17 protein-coding genes are annotated in these 19,340 nt (G+C 39.3%); 7 read left to right on the top strand and 10 right to left on the bottom strand.

What is annotated here, in order from left to right; all coding sequences use genetic code 11:
* Window positions 1-15: 15 nt before the first annotated feature.
* From groL to miaB, 7 genes are all read right to left on the bottom strand, one after another.
* Entirely contained in the window at window positions 16-1,647 is a 1,632-nt protein-coding gene (gene groL / locus R8N23_RS13890; RefSeq protein WP_318172210.1) for a chaperonin GroEL, read from the bottom strand.
* A 42-nt stretch (window positions 1,648-1,689) separates the two neighbouring features.
* Window positions 1,690-1,968 (bottom strand): co-chaperone GroES, encoded by a 279-nt coding sequence (gene groES / locus R8N23_RS13885; protein ID WP_318172209.1) that lies wholly within the window; start codon window positions 1,966-1,968, stop codon window positions 1,690-1,692.
* A 228-nt stretch (window positions 1,969-2,196) separates the two neighbouring features.
* Complete coding sequence (secG, locus tag R8N23_RS13880) at window positions 2,197-2,574, bottom strand: preprotein translocase subunit SecG (RefSeq protein WP_318172208.1); 378 nt, start codon at window positions 2,572-2,574, stop codon at window positions 2,197-2,199.
* Window positions 2,575-4,650: a hypothetical protein gene (locus R8N23_RS13875; RefSeq protein ID WP_318172207.1), complete on the bottom strand. Its 2,076-nt coding sequence runs from the start codon at window positions 4,648-4,650 to the stop codon at window positions 2,575-2,577.
* 42 nt (window positions 4,651-4,692) lie between these two features.
* Complete coding sequence (locus R8N23_RS13870) at window positions 4,693-5,220, bottom strand: LptE family protein (protein ID WP_318172206.1); 528 nt, start codon at window positions 5,218-5,220, stop codon at window positions 4,693-4,695.
* A complete protein-coding gene (locus R8N23_RS13865) occupies window positions 5,204-6,481 on the bottom strand; it encodes a sigma-54 dependent transcriptional regulator (protein ID WP_318172205.1) in 1,278 nt (425 codons plus the stop codon). The genes R8N23_RS13870 and R8N23_RS13865 overlap by 17 nt, the downstream gene beginning before the upstream one ends.
* Window positions 6,482-6,493: 12 nt before the next feature.
* Window positions 6,494-7,951 carry a tRNA (N6-isopentenyl adenosine(37)-C2)-methylthiotransferase MiaB gene (miaB, locus tag R8N23_RS13860; RefSeq protein WP_318172204.1) on the bottom strand — a complete coding sequence of 486 codons (1,458 nt, stop codon included), beginning with the start codon at window positions 7,949-7,951 and terminating at the stop codon, window positions 6,494-6,496.
* Window positions 7,952-8,131: 180 nt separating this feature from the next.
* On the opposite strand from miaB, the gene R8N23_RS13855 reads away from it, so the two are divergent.
* Together R8N23_RS13855 and R8N23_RS13850 are read left to right on the top strand one after the other, a co-directional pair.
* Window positions 8,132-8,617, top strand: a complete 486-nt coding sequence (locus R8N23_RS13855) for a hypothetical protein (RefSeq protein WP_318172203.1) — start codon at window positions 8,132-8,134, stop codon at window positions 8,615-8,617.
* A 118-nt stretch (window positions 8,618-8,735) separates the two neighbouring features.
* Window positions 8,736-11,171 (top strand): ABC transporter permease, encoded by a 2,436-nt coding sequence (locus R8N23_RS13850; protein ID WP_318172202.1) that lies wholly within the window; start codon window positions 8,736-8,738, stop codon window positions 11,169-11,171.
* Between the two features lie 50 nt (window positions 11,172-11,221).
* Here R8N23_RS13850 and R8N23_RS13845 read toward each other — a convergent pair whose 3' ends face one another.
* Genes R8N23_RS13845 through R8N23_RS13835 form a run of 3 tightly spaced genes read right to left on the bottom strand, consistent with a single transcriptional unit; the run spans window position 11,222 to window position 13,512 of the window.
* Window positions 11,222-12,175, bottom strand: coding sequence for a succinylglutamate desuccinylase/aspartoacylase family protein (locus tag R8N23_RS13845; RefSeq protein WP_318172201.1), 954 nt, complete (start codon window positions 12,173-12,175; stop codon window positions 11,222-11,224).
* A 3-nt stretch (window positions 12,176-12,178) separates the two neighbouring features.
* Window positions 12,179-13,078 carry a 30S ribosomal protein S6--L-glutamate ligase gene (rimK, locus tag R8N23_RS13840; RefSeq protein WP_318172200.1) on the bottom strand — a complete coding sequence of 300 codons (900 nt, stop codon included), beginning with the start codon at window positions 13,076-13,078 and terminating at the stop codon, window positions 12,179-12,181.
* A complete protein-coding gene (locus R8N23_RS13835; RefSeq protein ID WP_318172199.1) occupies window positions 13,075-13,512 on the bottom strand; it encodes an ATP-dependent zinc protease in 438 nt (145 codons plus the stop codon). The genes rimK and R8N23_RS13835 overlap by 4 nt, the downstream gene beginning before the upstream one ends.
* Window positions 13,513-13,649: 137 nt before the next feature.
* Between R8N23_RS13835 and R8N23_RS13830 the strand changes: the two genes are divergently transcribed.
* From R8N23_RS13830 to R8N23_RS13810, 5 genes are all read left to right on the top strand, one after another.
* A complete protein-coding gene (locus R8N23_RS13830) occupies window positions 13,650-14,117 on the top strand; it encodes a GNAT family N-acetyltransferase (RefSeq protein ID WP_318172198.1) in 468 nt (155 codons plus the stop codon).
* A gap of 2 nt (window positions 14,118-14,119) precedes the next feature.
* Entirely contained in the window at window positions 14,120-15,334 is a 1,215-nt protein-coding gene (locus R8N23_RS13825; protein ID WP_318172197.1) for a cation:proton antiporter, read from the top strand.
* Between the two features lie 31 nt (window positions 15,335-15,365).
* Window positions 15,366-16,418 (top strand): formylglycine-generating enzyme family protein, encoded by a 1,053-nt coding sequence (locus R8N23_RS13820; protein WP_318172196.1) that lies wholly within the window; start codon window positions 15,366-15,368, stop codon window positions 16,416-16,418.
* Window positions 16,419-16,618: 200 nt separating this feature from the next.
* Window positions 16,619-18,166, top strand: coding sequence for an arylsulfatase (locus tag R8N23_RS13815; protein WP_318172195.1), 1,548 nt, complete (start codon window positions 16,619-16,621; stop codon window positions 18,164-18,166).
* Between the two features lie 63 nt (window positions 18,167-18,229).
* Entirely contained in the window at window positions 18,230-19,228 is a 999-nt protein-coding gene (locus R8N23_RS13810; protein WP_318172194.1) for an HAD family hydrolase, read from the top strand.
* Window positions 19,229-19,340 lie beyond the last annotated feature (112 nt).

Raw genomic sequence — 19,340 nt, 5'->3', positions numbered from 1 at the left:
ACTATGGCTTCATGATTACATCATGCCTGGCATTCCGCCACCCATTGGAGGCATTGCGGGAGCACCTTCTGGCTCAGGCTGATCTACTACGGCCGCATCACTAGTCAAAAGCAATGAAGCAATGGAAGCAGCATTTTCAAGCGCTAGTCTAGTTACCTTAGTAGGATCGATGATACCCGCTTTGAACATTGACTCGTAAGTGTCATTTGCAGCGTTGTATCCGAAGTCAGCTTTGCCGTCTTTCACAGCATTTACTACTACAGATCCCTCACCTCCAGCGTTAGCCACGATAGTTCTCAATGGAGCTTCGATAGCCATTCTTACGATGTTTACACCAGTGTTTTGATCTTCGTTTTCTAAAGTCAAACCATCCAAAGAAGAGATAGCTCTGATTAATGCAACACCACCACCAGCGACGATACCTTCTTGTACAGCCGCTCTAGTCGCGTGCAATGCATCGTCCACTCTGTCTTTCTTCTCTTTCATTTCTACTTCAGTAGCAGCACCGATATAAAGGATCGCTACACCGCCAGACAACTTAGCTAATCTCTCTTGTAGCTTTTCTTTGTCATAGTCAGAAGTAGTATTTTCTACTTGTTGCTTGATCTGGTTAACTCTAGCCTCGATATCTTCTTTCTTACCAGCACCATTTACAATGATGGTATTGTCTTTGTCGATGTTTACTTTCTCAGCAGTACCCAAGTACTCCAAAGTAGCATTTTCTAGTTTGTATCCTCTTTCTTCAGAGATTACAGTACCGCCAGTCAAGATAGCGATGTCTTCCAACATAGCTTTTCTTCTGTCGCCAAAGCCAGGAGCTTTTACAGCAGCGATTTTCAGAGAACCTCTAATTTTGTTTACTACCAAAGTAGCCAATGCTTCACCGTCTACATCTTCAGAGATGATCACTAGTGGCTTGCCAGTCTGAGCAGTAGCTTCCAATACTGGAAGTAATTCCTTCATCGTAGAGATCTTCTTGTCGTAGATCAAGATGTAAGGATTCTCCATTTCAGCTTCCATTTTCTCTGTGTTAGTCACAAAGTATGGAGAAAGGTAACCTCTATCAAACTGCATACCTTCTACAGTTTTCACTTCAGTCTCCGTTCCTTTAGCTTCTTCTACAGTGATCACACCGTCTTTGCCCACTTTGTCCATCGCATCAGCAATCATTTTACCGATTTCAGCGTCGTTGTTGGCAGATACGGTAGCTACTTGAGCTACTTCACTGTTGTCTTTGATTTCTTTGGATTGCTTCTTCAAATCAGCTACAACTGTAGCAACTGCTTTGTCGATACCTCTTTTGAGGTCCATTGGGTTAGCTCCGGCAGCTACGTTTTTGAATCCGTTGCCAAACAAAGCTTGGGTCAATACAGTAGCAGTAGTAGTACCGTCACCTGCATCGTCAGCAGTTTTAGAAGCTACTTCTTTCACCAACTGAGCACCCATGTTTTCTAAGGCATCGCTCAACTCGATTTCTTTTGCTACAGAAACACCATCTTTGGTTACGGTAGGAGCACCGAATTTTTTGTCCAGGATTACGTTTCTACCTTTTGGTCCTAAGGTTACTTTTACTGCGTCAGCAAGCATGTCAACACCTCTTTTGAGGCCGTCTCTTGCGTCTGAATTAAAAAATATGTCTTTAGCCATCTTAAATGATCTTTTAAATTCTAATTGAAAAGGTTATTGTAATTATAGTGTTCCGAATACGTCAGAATTGCGCATGATAAGGTACTCAGTACCATCCAAAGACAACTCAGTGCCAGAATATTTGCCGTAAAGCACTTTGTCTCCAACTTTTACAGTTACAGGTTTGTCGGTTGTACCTTCTCCAACAGCTACGACTATGCCTTCTTGTGGTTTTTCTTTGGCAGTGTCAGGAATGATAATACCGGAAGCTGTTTTTTCTTCTGCAGCAGCAGGTTCAACCAAAATTCGATCTTCGTTTGGTTTAAAGCTTACTTTTGACATGTTCTTATAAATTTTATTTGATTCTATAAATAAAGAAATTTCTACTAGGCTAATAGCATTTCTTATGCCAAGTCAAAGAGTTGTCAAAAAGTCGGTCAAACTTGCAGGAAAAGTGACAGGAGAGAGGAGTTGATGATTTTTTTATGACAGGATTACGCTTCTTTTAGTCATAAAAAAAGTCCTGAACGAATCGTCCAGGACTTCAATATTTTAAAAGTAACTCGAGATTTACTCTTCGTTATCTGATTCTTCTACTTCTAGTGCTTCATCAAGAAGTTCTGCATCACCTTCCTCAGCATTTAAGTCTAAGTTTGGTGCGATTGTTTTTTCTTGTGCGCTTTCAATGTTTGGACTAGCAAACTCTTCACCAGCTCTAGACTCGGTGATTAAAAATTTTGTAGAAAGTGTCAATGAAATCAAGGCTATAGCCAATCCCCAAGTTAGTTTCTCTAATAAGTCACCAGTCTTTTTTACACCCATCAACTGAGAAGTGCCTGATCCACCAAACTGGCTAGTCAATCCACCACCTTTTGAGTTTTGAGCTAAAACAACCAATACGAGCACTACAGCTACAAAAACTATCAATACAACAATCGTAGTAAACATCTATTTCTTATTTAATTTTTCGATTTGAGACGCAAAGTAAGCCTTTTTTTGAGGATTTTTCAAAATTAATTTTTGATAGATATCAATGGCCTTTTCTACCTTACCTTGGCTTACTAAAATAGAAGCTAAATTTTCTGTGACGAGGTGGTCAGGAAAAGCATCATATCTTGCTGCGAGATCTTCTACAGGTCCTTCATCTTGCTGTTTGTCTTTGGAGACTTGAATAGAAGGGTTTAACTCAATAAAGGAATCAATAATGTTTGATTGATCAATTACTCCTTTTTTGGCCTTCGATTTGGATTGGCTTACTTCTTTAGGTTTTTTTTTTTCTGACGAAGGTTCGTCGTCTTTTTTGGTTGATTTCTTAGGACTAGATTTCTTTTTGGTTTTAGCTCCTAGTGTTGCCGACATCCTGAACTTAGGAGCTGCTTTTTTGGATGTTTCTTTTTTAGCAGATTCCTTTTTTGGTTTAGCCTCGGTTTTTGAGCTGGAGGTCTTTTTAGCTGCCGTCTTAGTGGTAGTCTTTTTTGCAGCAGGTTTTTTGTCGGCTTCCTTCTTTTTAGTTGTAGGCTCCTTTTTTGCTGAGACCGATTTTTTGCTGGCGGTTGATGTTTTTTTACTAGTAGTTTCTTCTTTTGCTTTTTTTGTTGTTTTTGAAGCTGTGCTTTTAGTCGTAGCCTTTTTCTCTGATTTTGGAGTAGTCGTCTTCTTGGTGCTCGTTTTTTCTACAGCTGTCTTGGACTCTTCTGCGGCAGGTTTTGCTTTGGTTGCAGGCTTTTTGGAGATAGCCTTTGCTCCAGTTTTCTTTACTTTTTCCTTTGTGAATTTGGTGCCTCTTTTCAGTACGCCTAGTCTGAATTTCTTGCCGGTCTTAGAACTTCCAGGAGTTAATTTAAGCTCTTGAATTTCTTTGTCAATTTGATGGAGTTCTTCTTCTGTCTCCTCTGTGGACTTATCAGATGTGGTATCAATACTAATTGCAAGCTCTATTTCTTCTTCAACTACAGTTTGAGGTTCTTCTTCTGATTTGGTCTCAACCTCCTCAAGTTCAGCTGTGATAGACTGCTCTTCTACTGTAGCTTCAATTTGCTCTTTTACCTCAGGCTCAGGAATTGATTCTTGAATTTCTTCTTCGATATCAATGCTTTCGTTAACAACTTCAGTGATCTCGGATTCCTTGATAGGAGGAGCAGAGTCAATCGACTGTTCAATTTCCTCAACAGTTTCTTCTTTTTCTTGGGTTGTTGAACTTTCATCATCAGACGATTCGGCGTCCACTATAGCTGTAAGTTCATCTGATGAGATGGTAGGAGGAGAGGTTTTCGGCTTTTCTTCTGATTTTGGCTCTTCTTTAACTTCCTCTGCTTCTGGGAGCGTATCTTCTTGTTTTTTACTCTTTTCAGTAATTTCTGATAGTGCTTTAGAGATAGTCTCTTCTTCAGCTTCTATTTCTTCGGCTACCTGATTCTTGAGCTTTTCTACTTCGTCGACTTTTGTTTTGTCTTCGACCGGCTTTGATTCTTCAATAGAAGGTGAATCTACAGTTGCTTGAGGTTCTTCCGCAGGAGCTTCTTGTATAGGCGTCTCAGTTGGGGTAGTAGTATGAGGGTCTTCTATTACTATTTCTTCTGGATGCTTTTTGTCATAATCTAGATAGTGTTCTCTACTAGCTTTCCATTTCTCTAGATTTTCATAGATTTCTTTTACAAGTGCACTTTGCTCTTCGTCAGTGTTGTGAGTAGGCGCTTTTCTAGGTGAAGTTTTTGATTGGTCAATTTTGGGTTGAGGGCTAGCCGTTGCACTCGTGGCTACAGCTTTTTTAGTCTGGGTAATTTCGAATTTTATTTTGCCCAGTATGTATTGTTTGAAAATATTTCTGTTGGTAGCATAAATAGCTGCAGTAGCCATTTCTTTCTGAGAAGACTGTTTTTTGAGTCTCCTGCTGGCGTTGGCCAACATGCTATGTCCGTTTTGGAAATAAGGGTTTGCTTTGACTAGGGTCTCCAGTTCTACAAAATCTGCCTCTGATATCTTTTCAGGGGCTTTCATCAACTCTAGAAATGTTTGCTTATTCAAGGATGGCTCTCAGTTATGCGTAAGCGTTAAAGATAACAAAATTTACCAATTGGCAACAGAAGAGTTGAAAATATCAAGAATGATTTGATCGAAGATCTCATTCACATATTCCTCCTCATTTGCCGAAAGGTCTTCTCTGTTTTGATCAAAGTCTTTAAAGAACGAAAAGGTCTGATCAAAATCAAACTGATCGTCTTCCAGGTTGGTATAGGTGGCTGATACGTAGATAGTGATTCTGGTCAAACTTGTCAGGTCAACCTGACTTGGGTCCTCGGAGGCAGATACCGCCACTGGCGTAAGTGTATAGTTGTCTATGCTACCTTCCAATTGCAAATCACCTTCTCCATCAACCAAAGTAAGGCTGGTGTTTCTTAAATAATAGTCTTTGATTTTTTCCGTGAATAGGGGACTCATATTGGAAGGTCCCAAAGGAGAATTATTGTAGAAAGTTTGAATCGAAATAGTTTTTACATTTGGAGAAATAGAAGCTCCAGTAAATGAATAAACACCACAGGAGGTATTCATTAAAACGAACGAGGAAAATATTAAAAGACTAGTCTTCCAATTCATAATGCTTTATTTTTCTATACAATGTTCGTTCAGAAATACCTAAATCTTGCGCTGCGTACTTTCTTTTGTTTCTGTTTTTTCTTAATGCTCTAATTATCAGCTCTTTTTCTTTTTTCTCAATCGAAAGAGAATCGTCCTGTTCAGTTTCATGAGCGATATCTTCCACCTTGTCAGTGTCAAAATCCTGATAATCATCTTGATTTAAAATCACTGGTGAATTGATTGGGTCTTCACTAAAATCAGCAAACTGTTCGTCTTTCAATTCCATATTGCTAAACAACTTGCCATGTTCTTTCATGATTTCAGCACGATCTGAGCTATCGCCTGCATTTTGAAGAACAAGTTTTTTGAGCTCGTTCATATCCTGTTTCATGTCGAAAAGAATTTTGTATAGGATGTCCCTTTCAGTAAAGCCATCACTTGAGCTATTACCTTGAGCCTTTCGATCGAGTAGTGCTGGTAGGTTGCTGGTGTTTTGTGGTAGGTACTTTTTTAGCGTGTCTTCATCCAGCGTTCTATTCATTTCCAACACTGAAATCTGCTCTGCTAGATTTTTTAGTTGACGAATGTTGCCTGGGAAGCGAAATCTCATCAAGGCTTCCTTTGCACTATCCGTTAACTTGATTGGGTCTACGTGATACTGCTCGCCAAAATCATAAGCGAATTTTCTAAAAAGTAATTCCACATCCGATCCTCTTTCGCGAAGTGCAGGCACATAGATGGGAACCGTATTTAATCTGTAGTACAGATCCTCCCTGAACTTGTTGTTTTCTACAGCGGTGATCAGATTGACGTTTGTGGCAGCCAATACACGAACGTTGGTCTTTTGTGTTTTGGAAGAACCTACTTTGATAAATTCTCCATTTTCTAGTACTCGAAGTAGACGGGCCTGGGTACTCATGGGCATCTCTCCAATTTCATCTAAGAAAATGGTACCTCCATCCGTTACTTCAAAATAACCTTTACGTGCTTCATGCGCACCTGTAAATGACCCCTTTTCATGGCCAAACAATTCTGAGTCTATGGTACCTTCAGGAATGGCTCCACAGTTGATCGCGATGAATTGACCGTGCTTTCTTTTGCTCAGTGAATGAATGATTTTTGAAAAAGATTCTTTACCACTTCCACTTTCTCCGGTGATCAACACACTCATGTCTGTAGGTGCCACTTGAGCCGCTACATTGATGGCTTGATTGAGCAATTGCGAATTGCCAATAATACCAAATCGTTGTTTGATGGTTTGAATTTCTGATTCTTTCACTAGGGACTAGGTTTAGTTTTCAACTACAGAAGCTAATAATGTACCGGTGGTCACATCATTCACTTTTACATTTACATATTCTCCTTTTTTGTGATTGCCGGCATCGAATACTGCCACACGATTACAGGTAGTTCTGCCTTGTAGTTGCTTGTCAGATCTTTTAGAAAATCCTTCGATTAATACTTTGTATGTTCTTCCTATTGTTCTTTTGTTTCTTTCAATAGAAAGCTCTCTTTGAAGATTGATTACTTCAGTTAATCTTCTTTTTTTGATGTCCATTGGGATATCATCCTCGTATTTTTTCTCTGCAAGGGTACCCGGACGTTCTGAGTAGAAGAACATATAAGAGTAATCGTATTTCACATATTCCATTAAAGACAAGGTGTCTTTGTGCTCCTCTTCAGTTTCCCCACAAAATCCTGAGATCATGTCGCTAGAAATCGCACAATCTTCACCAAGAATTTCTTTGATGCGATCGATTTTACTGATATACCAATCCCTATCATAGGTACGGTTCATTCTTTCCAGAATTCTAGAGTTTCCACTTTGGGCTGGGAAGTGGATGTATTTGCAAAGGTTGTCGTACTTCTTCATCGTATAAAGCACGTCATCGGTGATGTCCTTAGGGTGAGAGGTAGCGAATCGAACTCTTAACTCAGGGCTTACTTTAGCCACCATTTCCATAAGATTGGCAAAGTTCACAATCTCAGCGCTATCAATTTTTTCAAGACGAGCCTTGTTGTTTTGCTCTGCAGACCATTTGTAAGAATCTACATTTTGTCCTAGTAGTGTAACTTCTCTATATCCTTTGTCAAATAGATCTTGTGCTTCTTTCACTACTGAGAATGGGTCTCTACTTCTTTCACGACCACGTGTAAAAGGTACTACGCAAAAAGAACACATATTGTCACATCCTCTCATAATTGAGATAAAGGCTGTAACTCCATTTGAATTCAAACGGACAGGGGTGATGTCATCGTAAGTTTCTTCTCTTGAAAGGAAAGTGTTGACTGCTTTTTGTCCTGTACTTACTTCGTCGAGCATGTTAGGTAATTCTCTGTAGGCGTCTGGGCCTACAACCAAATCGACAATTTTCTCTTCTTCGAGAAGTTTGGACTTTAGCCTTTCAGCCATACAGCCAAGTACGCCTATCACCAATTCAGGATTTTTCTTTTTGTATTGGTTGATTTCGCTTAAGCGATTCCTTACAGTTGTTTCGGCTTTCTCTCGGATTGAGCAAGTATTCAGAAATGTAACATCGGCATCTTCAATAGAAGATGTGGTCACATAACCTTCCTTCTTTAAGATAGAAGATACAATTTCACTATCCGAGAAGTTCATTTGACAGCCATAACTTTCTATGTAAAGTTTCTTCTGACCTACGTTATTTTCATCTTTTGTAATATTTACAACCTCACAGCTTTCTTGTGTGTTGTCAATAATATCAATGTCGCCAATAATCTCTTTCACCTGTAATTAATTTTTGAGAACGCAAAGATAGAATAAATGCGACAAAATGTCAGTCCTTCTTGATGCCTTAATAGAAATTCTTTCGTGGCAACAATATGCTTCGGTTATTCATCAAATCAATGCATAGTCCAACCAATTTGTTGGAACAAGTGTCTTTGAAAAGAACAATAAATGAACGCTATGAAATTATATCCAATTATTGCCCTTTGTCTGATACTGATTTTAAGTGCTTGTCAAGAAGACACAGCAGACAATGATCCTATTCAAAACCTATCAACGGAAGAATTAAATATAGATCAACAAAGCTTTGATCAATCTTGGACACAGCTCCAAACAGACAATCCTGTCTCCGATCCGTTTGACTTGAATGGCCTTAGAAATGACAGTACCATGCTGATTATAGATGTGGCTTATGGAGGTGGATGCGAGGAGCATGCTTTTGAACTGATTTGGCCTGAGGTGATTACTATGATATACCCTCCTAGATATACAGTGATTCTAAATCATGATGCCAATGACGATGCTTGCGAGGCATATTTATCGACCACCTTGTATTTTGAATTAGGTCAATATGATCTGGGGCTAACGCCTGAAATAATGGAAGTTGTTGATTTAACTATAATCAATGGAAGTAATGGAGAAGAAATGTTGAAGTTGAATAATTAACATGAGAGATGTAACCACAAAGCTGATCGCGTAGTCTTATGAAAATAATATACCGGATGCAACCCTTTTTTTAAGATTTGCATCTTCGGTGTATTATAAACTCAAAAACTCTAAGGTCATGCTCAAAAACTTTATCAACATTGCTTTTAGGAATTTATTGAAACATAAGTTTTATTCTATTCTTAACATCCTAGGTTTATCTATTGGTTTATCCTGCTTCATGGTGATTTCACTATTTGTGATAGATGAACTTTCTTATGACAAATTCCATGAAGATTCGGAGAACATCTATCGTATAGATTTTGCGGCTAAACTCAATGGGTCTGATCACATATCTGCTAAAGTAGGTGCGCCTGCTGCTCAAGCTTTATTGAATGATTATCCTATAGTAACGGACGCTGTACGATTGTCTGCTACAGGCAACTGGTTTATCAAGGAGAAAGGTTTTGAGAAAACCTTCAAGGAAGAGCATGTGCTCATGGCAGATTCAAATTTCTTTTCCTTTTTTACGGTACCCATGATTCATGGCAATCCTAAAACGGCTTTGGTAAGACCAAATACACTTGTGATGGATGAGACCACTGCAAGAAAAATGTTTGGCAATGAAAATCCCTTAGGGAAGACACTAGTGTTAGACAATACTACGGATTATGAGGTAACTGGTGTGTATGAAGATTTACCAAAAAACTCTCATTTCCGTCAGAATATCATTTTGTCGATAGCTAGCTTTCCAAATAGAGCCAATAGTAACAACTGGGTAAATACCAGTTTTAACACGTATATCAAATTTCAAGAAGGGATTGATTCAAAACAATTGGAAGAGAATTTTCCTGAATTGATTGAAAAATATATAGGGCCATTAATTCAGCGTTTTTTTGGTCAGTCCTTGGCAGAATTCAAAGAGGCGGGTAATAACGTGGGGTTTTCACTTTTTCCCTTGGAAATGATTCACCTTTATTCTGACAAGGATGGAGACCTGGCTCCAAATAGCGCTATCAGTTATATCTACATATTTTCTGCAGTGGCTGTTTTTATATTGTTGCTTGCTTGTATCAATTTTATGAATCTCGCAACAGCAAGATCGGCCAGTAGGGCTAAGGAAGTGGGCGTGAGAAAGGTGATGGGAGCACTCAAAAATCAGTTGATTTATCAATTCATTTCAGAGGCTATGGTCATCAGCTTTTTCTCCTTCTTGTTTGCCTACCTGCTTACTATGGTTTTCTTGCCCTCATTCAATGAGTTGGCTTCTAAAGAACTCACTATTGCCCAATTGTTCAGTGGCTCATATGTCTTGTTGATGTTCGGCATTATGCTGGTGGTGGGAATGTTTGCAGGAAGTTATCCTGCTTTTTATCTATCTAGATTTCAGCCCGCAGAAGTATTAAAAGGGAAAGTGAAATTGGGAATGAAGAGTGGTGCACTTAGAAGCCTTTTGGTGGTTTTTCAATTCAGTATTTCGATCGTGCTCATGATTGGTACAGCGGTAGTTTTTGATCAACTCTCCTTTATCCAAAATAAGAAACTGGGTTTTAATAAAGATCAGATTCTGATGGTGGAAGATGCCTGGATATTGGATAAAAAAGTAGAGACTTTTAAGACGGAAGTCAAGCGAAATATTAATGTGGAAAATGCCACTGTCGCTAGTTTTACTCCAGTAGGAGGGAATGATAATAGTGATCTTTATTTTAAAACTCCTTCAGGGGAGGCGGATCAAAGTTTAGTAACCAATAGAGCTAGAGTCGATCATGATTATCTAGAGACCATGGGTATAGAAATGGCCGAAGGAAGGTTTTTCTCAAAAGAATTTTTGTCGGACAGTAATGCAGTGGTGATCAACAAAGCCGCTGTTAAAATGTTCGGTTATGAAAATCCCGTTGGAGATAAAATTTACACCTATGAGGGCAGTCAGGATGAACCAGAGGTTGTAGGACTTAAAATAATAGGAGTGATGGAGGACTTTCATTACAAATCACTACGTGATAACATCACACCGTTGATTTTCTCCTTAGGTAGAAGTACAGGATTTGCTTTGTTTAAAGTCAATACTGAGAACATTCAGCAGACCATAGCTGACATAGAGCGTACATGGTCTGATATCGCACCTGGACAGCCTTTTACCTATAGTTTCATGGATCAGAAGTTTGATAGTATGTATGAAGCAGAACAAAAAATTGGAAAGATATTTTCTGTTTTTGCTATTCTGGGTATTTTGATCGCTTGCTTAGGGTTATTCGGGTTGGCGTCATTTATTGCCGAACAGAAAACCAAAGAAATTGGTATCAGAAAAGCACTGGGAGCATCGATATCAGGGATTGTTTTTATGCTGTCAAAAAACTTTATCAAGTTAGTTGCAGTAGCTTTTGCCTTGGCAGTTCCAGCGGCCTATTTCGCCATGGGCTACTGGCTGGAAGACTTTGCTTATCGAACAGATATTAAACCCATGACATTTATAGGAATAGGGATATTGGCTTTTGCGATCGCCTGGTTGACTATGGGTTTCCAATCATGGAAAGCTGCCAGACTCAATCCAGTCAAATCCCTACGAGAAGAATAAGCATTGATTTCAAGTTGAGTTTTAAGCCGCGCCGGAGGGTGCGGCTTTTCTTATTCTTCAAATCCAATATGAATCAATGCATCTCCGCGGTTGACTACAGGTTTGTTGTTGATAGCTATAGCATATCCTGAAGTCGGCGCTTTCATTTTGTGTTCAAATTCTCCGTAGGGGCCAGTAATTAATCCTACTACGGTTCCTTTTTCTATAAATTCTCCCGTTCTACAAAATGAGTGATAAATACCTGCTGACTTAGCCCGAAGCCAAGAAGATTTCTTTATATGATACAGACCGCCTTTCGAAACGGGCGCCTCTTCTCTCATATTCAAATGCTTCATGACTCTGAGCAGCCCATTGACGCCTACATCAATCGCATGCTTTCTAAGCCTCAAAGATTCACCTCCTTCATAAACAAGAATTGATTTTCCCGCCTTTGCTGCTTCTTTTCGAAACGATTTTTCCCGAAAGGGGGAGTGAATCATGAACTTGGGAGAAAATGCCCTCGCCAATTCTAGATTTTTCGGATCATCTAATTGCGCTCTGACTTGAGGATAATTATTGATACGTGCGCCACCTGTATGGAAGTCTATACCATAGTCGATTAAAGGCAAAATGTCTTGAGTAAGTCGATAAGCCAATTGACTGGCCAAAGAACCGTTTCGCGTACCTGGGAAACTTCTGTTGATATCTTTTCCTCCATCAGACGTTTGTCTGGAGAAATTTATAAACCCGTAGACATTGAGTATAGGAATGCAAATCATGGTGCCGATAAGCGGGCGATGATAATTGTTGGCTATGATTCTCCGAACGATTTCAATGCCATTGATCTCATCGCCATGCATACCACCTGTAATGAGTAGGGTGGGGCCTGGTTTTGTTGATCGACTGACGATGATAGGAATGTCAATCGGTGTTCGACTGGGAAGCTTGGCGATTTGAGCATCTATTTGCTTTTCTTCGCCTGGGGCAATGGTTATGCCCGCAATTTTAATGTCCTGCGGTTCCATTATTTAAGCATCTACCTTTTTCCTTTTCTTTTGACTGCTGGTCTCGATGTATTCTACAATTTTCCCCGCAATATCCACTCCTGTAGCATTTTCAATACCTTCCAAACCAGGAGAGGAGTTGACTTCTAGAATTAAAGGTCCCCTTTTGGATTGCAGCATGTCTACACCTGCTATTTTAAGTCCCATAGCTTCTGCGGCTTTCAGAGCAGCAGCTTTTTCTGCACGCTTCAATTTGATAATATTGGCGCTTCCACCTCTATGAAGATTGGATCTAAACTCGCCTTCTTTACCTTGACGTTTCATGGCACCTACCACTTCACCATTCACTACAAAAGCTCTAATGTCTGCGCCACCAGACTCTTCGATGAATTCCTGTAGGATCACTCTTGCTTTTAGTCCTTCAAATGCTTCGACTACGGATGTGGCTGCCTTTTTTGATTCTGCCAAAACAACTCCCAGGCCTTGTGTGCCTTCCAATAGCTTGATGACTACTGGTGCATTGCCTACCAATTCAAGCGTATTATTTTCTTCTTTTGAGAAATTGGTAAAAGCAGTCTTTGGCATGCCAATGCCTGATCTGGATAGGATTTGAAGACTTCTGAGTTTATCTCTGGACCTGGTGATGGCCAATGAGCTAACAGCAGAGAATACTTTCATCATTTCGAATTGTCGAACCACAGCAGTACCGTAGAAGGTGACTGAGGCTCCAATTCTTGGAATTACAGCATCTATATCTTTGAGTTTTGCCCCTTCATAATACAAAGAAGGTCCCTCATCATCGATTATAATATCACATTTCAGGTGGTCAATAACTAGCCCTTGGTGCCCTCGTTGTTCTATCGCTTCCAGTAGTCTTCTGGTAGAGTATAATTTTGGGTTTCTGGATAATACAGCTATTTTCATTTTAATGTGTTTTTTAGTTTGAATGATAAATCCTTTTCCTGAACGTCGACTACAAAATGTCCTGCTAAAAGCTTTCTTCCCAGCAATATGGGAAACTTCATATCTGTTCGGTCGGTTAATGAAAAGGAAGTTTTAAAGCGCTTACCGAAAAGCACTACGGTCGTCTTTATAATATAACGCTCTTCCACATGACCTGACGAGCTTTTGATCTTTTTCTTGAAAAAATCTGCACTGTGGAAAGAGTTTTCCTCTCCGTTGCCAGCCAATGGAATACTAAAAATGATACTGTCTACGCCTTCAAAGTCTTTATGTTCAATTTTAGAACAATGGATCGACGAACGGTTAGCACCGGTATCTATTTTGGCCTCAATATTTTCTAATCCGAATTCGGGAAGATCAATTTTATCTATTCTCCCTATTTTGATTTTCTCCATAGTCAAAAGTCAAATAATTAATCAACTTTTTAATCAAATAAGAGACACAAGTTAGTTTGGAGAAATGATATCCAACCTATCCTTGAGATTTTATTTTAGTTAAGCCAAAAGAAGTAATTTGCACATAAAAGCAATAATTGAAAGCCTTGAAGATCCAAGTCTTAAAACATCATGATATAGATACGGCACTAGTGCTTTGGCAGCTGTTTCAAAGATCCTATAAGGTAGAGGCGGATTTAGTGGGAGTGTCAGATTTCCCTCCACTTCAAAGGAGCTCAGAAGCTATACAAAAGAGCGATACGTTGTTTTATGGTATTTGGGAAAAAGAAAGGCTGGCTGCTGCAATTGAAGTATCATTCAAAAATGAACTCTTGGATGTATGCAGTTTGGTGATTGATCCAGATTTTTTTCGGCAAGGTTTAGCTCGTCAATTGTTGGATTTTGTAGAAGACGAATTCAATCCTCAAAGTTGTGAAGTAGAAACAGCCTCCGCTAATATGCCTGCTATTAAATTATATCAGAAGCAGGGGTATGTCCTGATTGATCAGTGGATGACTTCTTTCCATATTGAAAAAGTAAAACTAGTAAAAACAAAAAACAGCTAAATATGACCACAGCTATAATTATCACATTTTGTTCCTTGCTGCTGATTGCCTATTTATTCAACCTGACTTCAGCTCGAACGAAAATTCCAACAGTGATTTTGTTGTTGATTCTTGGCTGGGCAATAAAAAGGGGTGTGGAATACTTTGAGGTGAATGTACCTAATCTATCAGCTATTTTACCTGTTTTAGCTACTGCAGGACTGATATTAATAGTGTTGGAGGGATCATTGGAATTACGATTAAATAAATCTAAAATCTCTTTGATTAAACAATCCATGTTAGGTGCACTTGTGCCGATGGTAGGCTTGTCTTTGATACTGGCCTATGTTTTTTCATTGGTTGGGGAATACTCCTTTCTTCAATGTTTGACCAATGCAGTTCCCTTATGTATCATTAGTAGTGCGATAGCAGTTCCCAGTGTTTCCAATCTCTCTGAATTCGATCGTGAATTTGTCATTTACGAAAGTAGCTTGTCAGATATTTTGGGTGTATTGTTTTTCAATTTTGTGATCATGTATGAGAGCATTGGAGTCTCTTCATTTGGTCACTTTAGTATTCAGTTGGTTGCTATTGTCATCGTGTCCTTTATTGCTACACTTGGGTTGGCCTTGCTTATTCGAAAAATTGATCATCATGTCAAGTTTATACCTATCATATTGTTGGTGATTTTGATTTACACGATTCTCAAAGTTTATCATCTACCGGCATTGATATTTATTCTAATATTTGGACTATTCATTGGGAATGTCGACCAACTCAGATGGTTTGCTTGGATAGATAGGTTTAAGTTAGAAGTGTTGAAATCTGAAAGTGAAAAATTCAAAGACTTGACTATTGAGTTGGCATTTTTAGTGAGAGCCTTATTCTTTATTCTATTTGGCTTTTTATTAGAAACGGCAGATATTCTCAATATTCAAACATTGTCTTGGTCGATTGGAATAGTGGTCTTGTTCTTTATGGTTCGAAGCTTACAGCTCAAATTATCGGGCTTGTCATTCAAGCCTTTGTTGTTTGTTGCGCCTCGTGGGCTAATTACCATTTTACTCTTTTTGAGCATATTGCCCGAACAGCAAATCCCATTTGTTAATAATTCTCTTATTATCCAGATTATTCTTCTTACTGCCATTGTGATGGCTGTTGGAATAATGATCACTGACACGGATGAAGAAAGTGAAATGGAAACAATTGAAGAAATACCATCTGGAGAAAATAACTGAGCTAAATTTAAAACCTAGAACTAAAATTAGAATGAAGCATATACTATTCGCGCTAATAGCGATCGGAACTTTTGCCTGTTCCACTAATGAATCAAAACAAATTAATACACCAGCTAAAAATCAGGTTGAATCCAATGTTCCTGAAGGGATGGTCTTTGTCCCAGGTGGTACCTTCGTGATGGGAAATGAAGGAGAAGAGGCCAATGCTATAGAAGGACCAGAGTTTACAGTGGAACTCTCAGGGTTTTACATGGATATCACCGAAGTGACTAATGCTCAATTTCAAAAGTTTGTAGATGCTACTGGTTATCAAACGATAGCTGAACGACCCATTGATTGGGAGGAACTAAAAAAGCAATTGCCTGAAGGTGTGGAAAAACCTGCCGATTCTCTGTTGAAACCGGGATCATTGGTTTTCGCACCTATCCCTAACGTGTCTAATCTATATGATATATCTCAATGGTGGGCTTGGCAAACAGGTTCTGATTGGAGGCATCCATACGGGCCTGAAAGTAATATTGAAGGAAAAGAAAATCACCCAGTGGTGCATATCGCTCATGAAGATGCAGAAGCATATGCTACCTGGGCAGGCAAAAGATTGCCAACGGAGGCAGAGTGGGAATATGCCAGTCGTGGTGGCTCACATCAGTCCTTTGCATGGGGAGAGGAATTGACTCCGGAAGGTCAATATTTAGCTAATTTTTTTCAGGGCACTTTCCCAGGAGGTAATACGATTCAAGATGGGTTTGAAAAAACCGCACCAGTAAAAAGTTATCCGCCGAATGCTTATGGTTTGTATGATATGATTGGGAACGTTTGGGAGTGGACAAGTGATTGGTTTCGACCAGACAGTCATCTGCAAGCGAAAAGTCAAACCATTACCATTTGCCGCAACCCAAAAGGCCCCGAATCAAGCTTTGACCCCCAAGAGCCTCAAGTTCCTAAGCGTGTGATCAAAGGAGGATCTTTTTTATGTAGCGATCAGTATTGTAGCAATTACAGACCAAGTGCTCGAATGGCTACGGCGATTGATTCAGGGCAAGAACATTTAGGATTTCGATGTGTTCAAGATGTTGTCAATTAATGCTTCTTATGATGGTAAGTGTTAATTGAATATTAATTCCTTTGAAAGGAACCGACATTCCTCATTTTAATTTTTAAGTTGATAAAGTTTTCTGTAACTTTTTTCATCAATGATATACAGAGTCTAAAATGCTTTGGGTCTATAAGACTTCAATTTGAGTTGTATGACTCGATAAAATCAAATTATCTAAACTTACAATCATGAAAATAAGAATCTTAAGGAATGCGCTGTTTTTCGCAGCGATGATTCCTGTAATTGCATTAGCACAAAAAAACAAGAAACCTAATATCCTTGTGATATGGGGCGATGATATTGGGCAATCTAATGTCAGTGCCTATTCTATGGGAATCACAGGGTACCGCACACCAAATATTGATAGGATTGCAAAAGAAGGAATGATTTTTACTGATTACTACGCAGAACAGAGTTGTACGGCTGGTCGGTCTTCTTTTATCCTTGGACAAAGTGTCTTCAGAACAGGGTTGAGTAAAGTTGGAATGCCTGGAGCGAAGGAAGGAATTTCCGAAAAAGATCCGACGATTGCGGAATTACTCAAGCCAGCTGGTTATGTCACTGGACAATTTGGTAAGAATCACCTGGGAGACCGAGACGAACATTTACCAACCAATCACGGATTTGATGAGTTTTATGGTAATCTCTATCACTTGAATGCGGAAGAAGAGCCAGAACTACCTGACTATCCAGATCCTGAAGAGTATCCTAATTTTAGAAAGAATTTTGGTCCTAGAGGAGTAATCCATTCGACGGCCGACGGGAAAGTAGAAGATACGGGACCTTTGACAAAAAAGAGAATGGAGACCATCGACGATGAATCGTCTGAAGCGGCACTAAAATTTATTAGAGATGCAGTAAAAGCTAAGAAGCCATTCTTCGTTTGGTGGAACGGTACAAGAATGCACTTTAGAACGCACGTGAAGCCAGAACTGAGAGGTATCTCAGGTCAGAATGAATACGGTGACGGAATGGTTGAGCACGACATGCATGTGGGCAAATTCTTGGCACTTTTGGATGAGTTGAAGATTACTGATAATACCATCGTGATGTATTCTACAGACAACGGGCCACATAAAAACACTTGGCCGGATGCGGGAATCAACCCATTTAGAGGAGAGAAAAATACCAACTGGGAAGGCGGTTGGAGAGTACCGGCTATGGTAAGATGGCCTGGTACTGTAAAACCCGGTACTGTTTGTAATGAGATCATGTCCGGTATGGACTGGATGCCTACTTTCTTAGATGCAGCAGGCCAAGGAGATGTTCCTGAAAAATTGTTGAATGGCTATTCAGCTAATGGCAGAGACTTTAAAGTGCATTTGGATGGATATAGCTTTATGCCATATTTCAAAGGTGAAGTAGACAAAGGGCCAAGAAAAGAATTGTTTTATTTTTCAGACGACGGTGATTTAACTGCATTGAGATATGACGATTGGAAATTGATTTTTATGGAACAACGCTCTCCGGGAACTTTGCAAGTTTGGGCAGAGCCATTTATTCCATTAAGGTTGCCCATGATTTATAATTTAAGGAGAGATCCATATGAGTTTGCTACTATTACTTCCAATACGTATTACGATTGGCTGCTGGATCACGCATTCCTTCTGGTGCCTGCACAAAAAATAGTAGGGGATTTTTTAATGACCTTCAAAGAGTATCCTCCAAGAATGAAAGCAGCAAGCTTCAGCTTGGATAAAGTGATGGAAAAGCTTAGTACCCCATCAAATAATTAGTCTAAATTATTAATTTTTTTAAAGCCGAATAGTCTCTATTCGGCTTTGTTTTATTTTTTAATTATGAAAAATCTTCTTGTTGTTTTTTTGGGATTGTACCTGTTAAGCTGCTCTGCTAAGAGTGATCAAATGGTGGAAGTAAAACAAGATCCTCTTCCATCCTGGAACGAAGGGGTTAATAAATCTGCCATTCTCAATTTTGTAAAAAGCGCTACAGATTCATCGAGCGAGTCTTTTGTTGAAATTAAAAATAGAATTGCAGTCTTCGACAACGATGGCACCTTATGGTCCGAGCAACCCATGTACTTCCAATTGGCTTTTGCTTTGGATCAAATTAAGAAATTAGCTCCTGAACACCCTGAGTGGAATGAAACAGAACCGTTCAAATCAGTTTTGGCAGGGGATATGGCATCTGTTATGAAGCAAGGTGAGGGAGCAATTATTAAAATAGTGTTGGCTACACATGGTGACGTGACCGCCGACGACTTCGAAACTGGAGTGAAGGAGTGGATGGCTGTAGCACGACACCCAAGGTTTGATAGGCCATATACTGACCTCGTTTTTCAGCCGATGCTTGAAGTATTAGAATATCTCAGGGCCAATGATTTCAAAACATTCATCGTATCAGGTGGAGGCATAGGCTTTATGAGGCCAGTCACCAATGAACTCTATGGAATTCCTGCTGAGCAGGTTATGGGTAGTATGATGAAAGTAGAATATGACAAAGAGAACAAGATCATCAATCGCTACCCAGAATTATCATTTATCGATGATAAAGCTGGGAAGCCTGTTGGCATCTATAATTTTATTGGTAAAAAACCGATCGCAGCTTTTGGTAATTCGGACGGCGACTTACAAATGCTAGAATGGACTTCTACCAACCCAAATTCATTTATGATGTACGTGCATCATACCGATGAGGAAAGAGAGTGGGCCTATGATAGTCTTTCTCATATTGGAAAATTGAAAGAAGGCCTTACCGTAGCAAATGAATTAGGTTGGACTGTAGCAGATATGAAAAAAGATTGGAAAGTAGTTTACCCTTTTGAATTGAAAGATTAAATAAATACAATTCCTATATTTTTGGCATTGGAGTTGCCAATGGTTTTTGAGTTAGGCTTTTTTTGTAATTCAGGTTAGGATAACTAGATTTAGAATTGTTATTTCAACTGAT

It is taken from the genome of Reichenbachiella sp. (assembly GCF_033344935.1).
GTDB lineage: Bacteria > Bacteroidota > Bacteroidia > Cytophagales > Cyclobacteriaceae > Reichenbachiella.
This window is presented reverse-complemented; position numbering and strand designations above follow the sequence as displayed.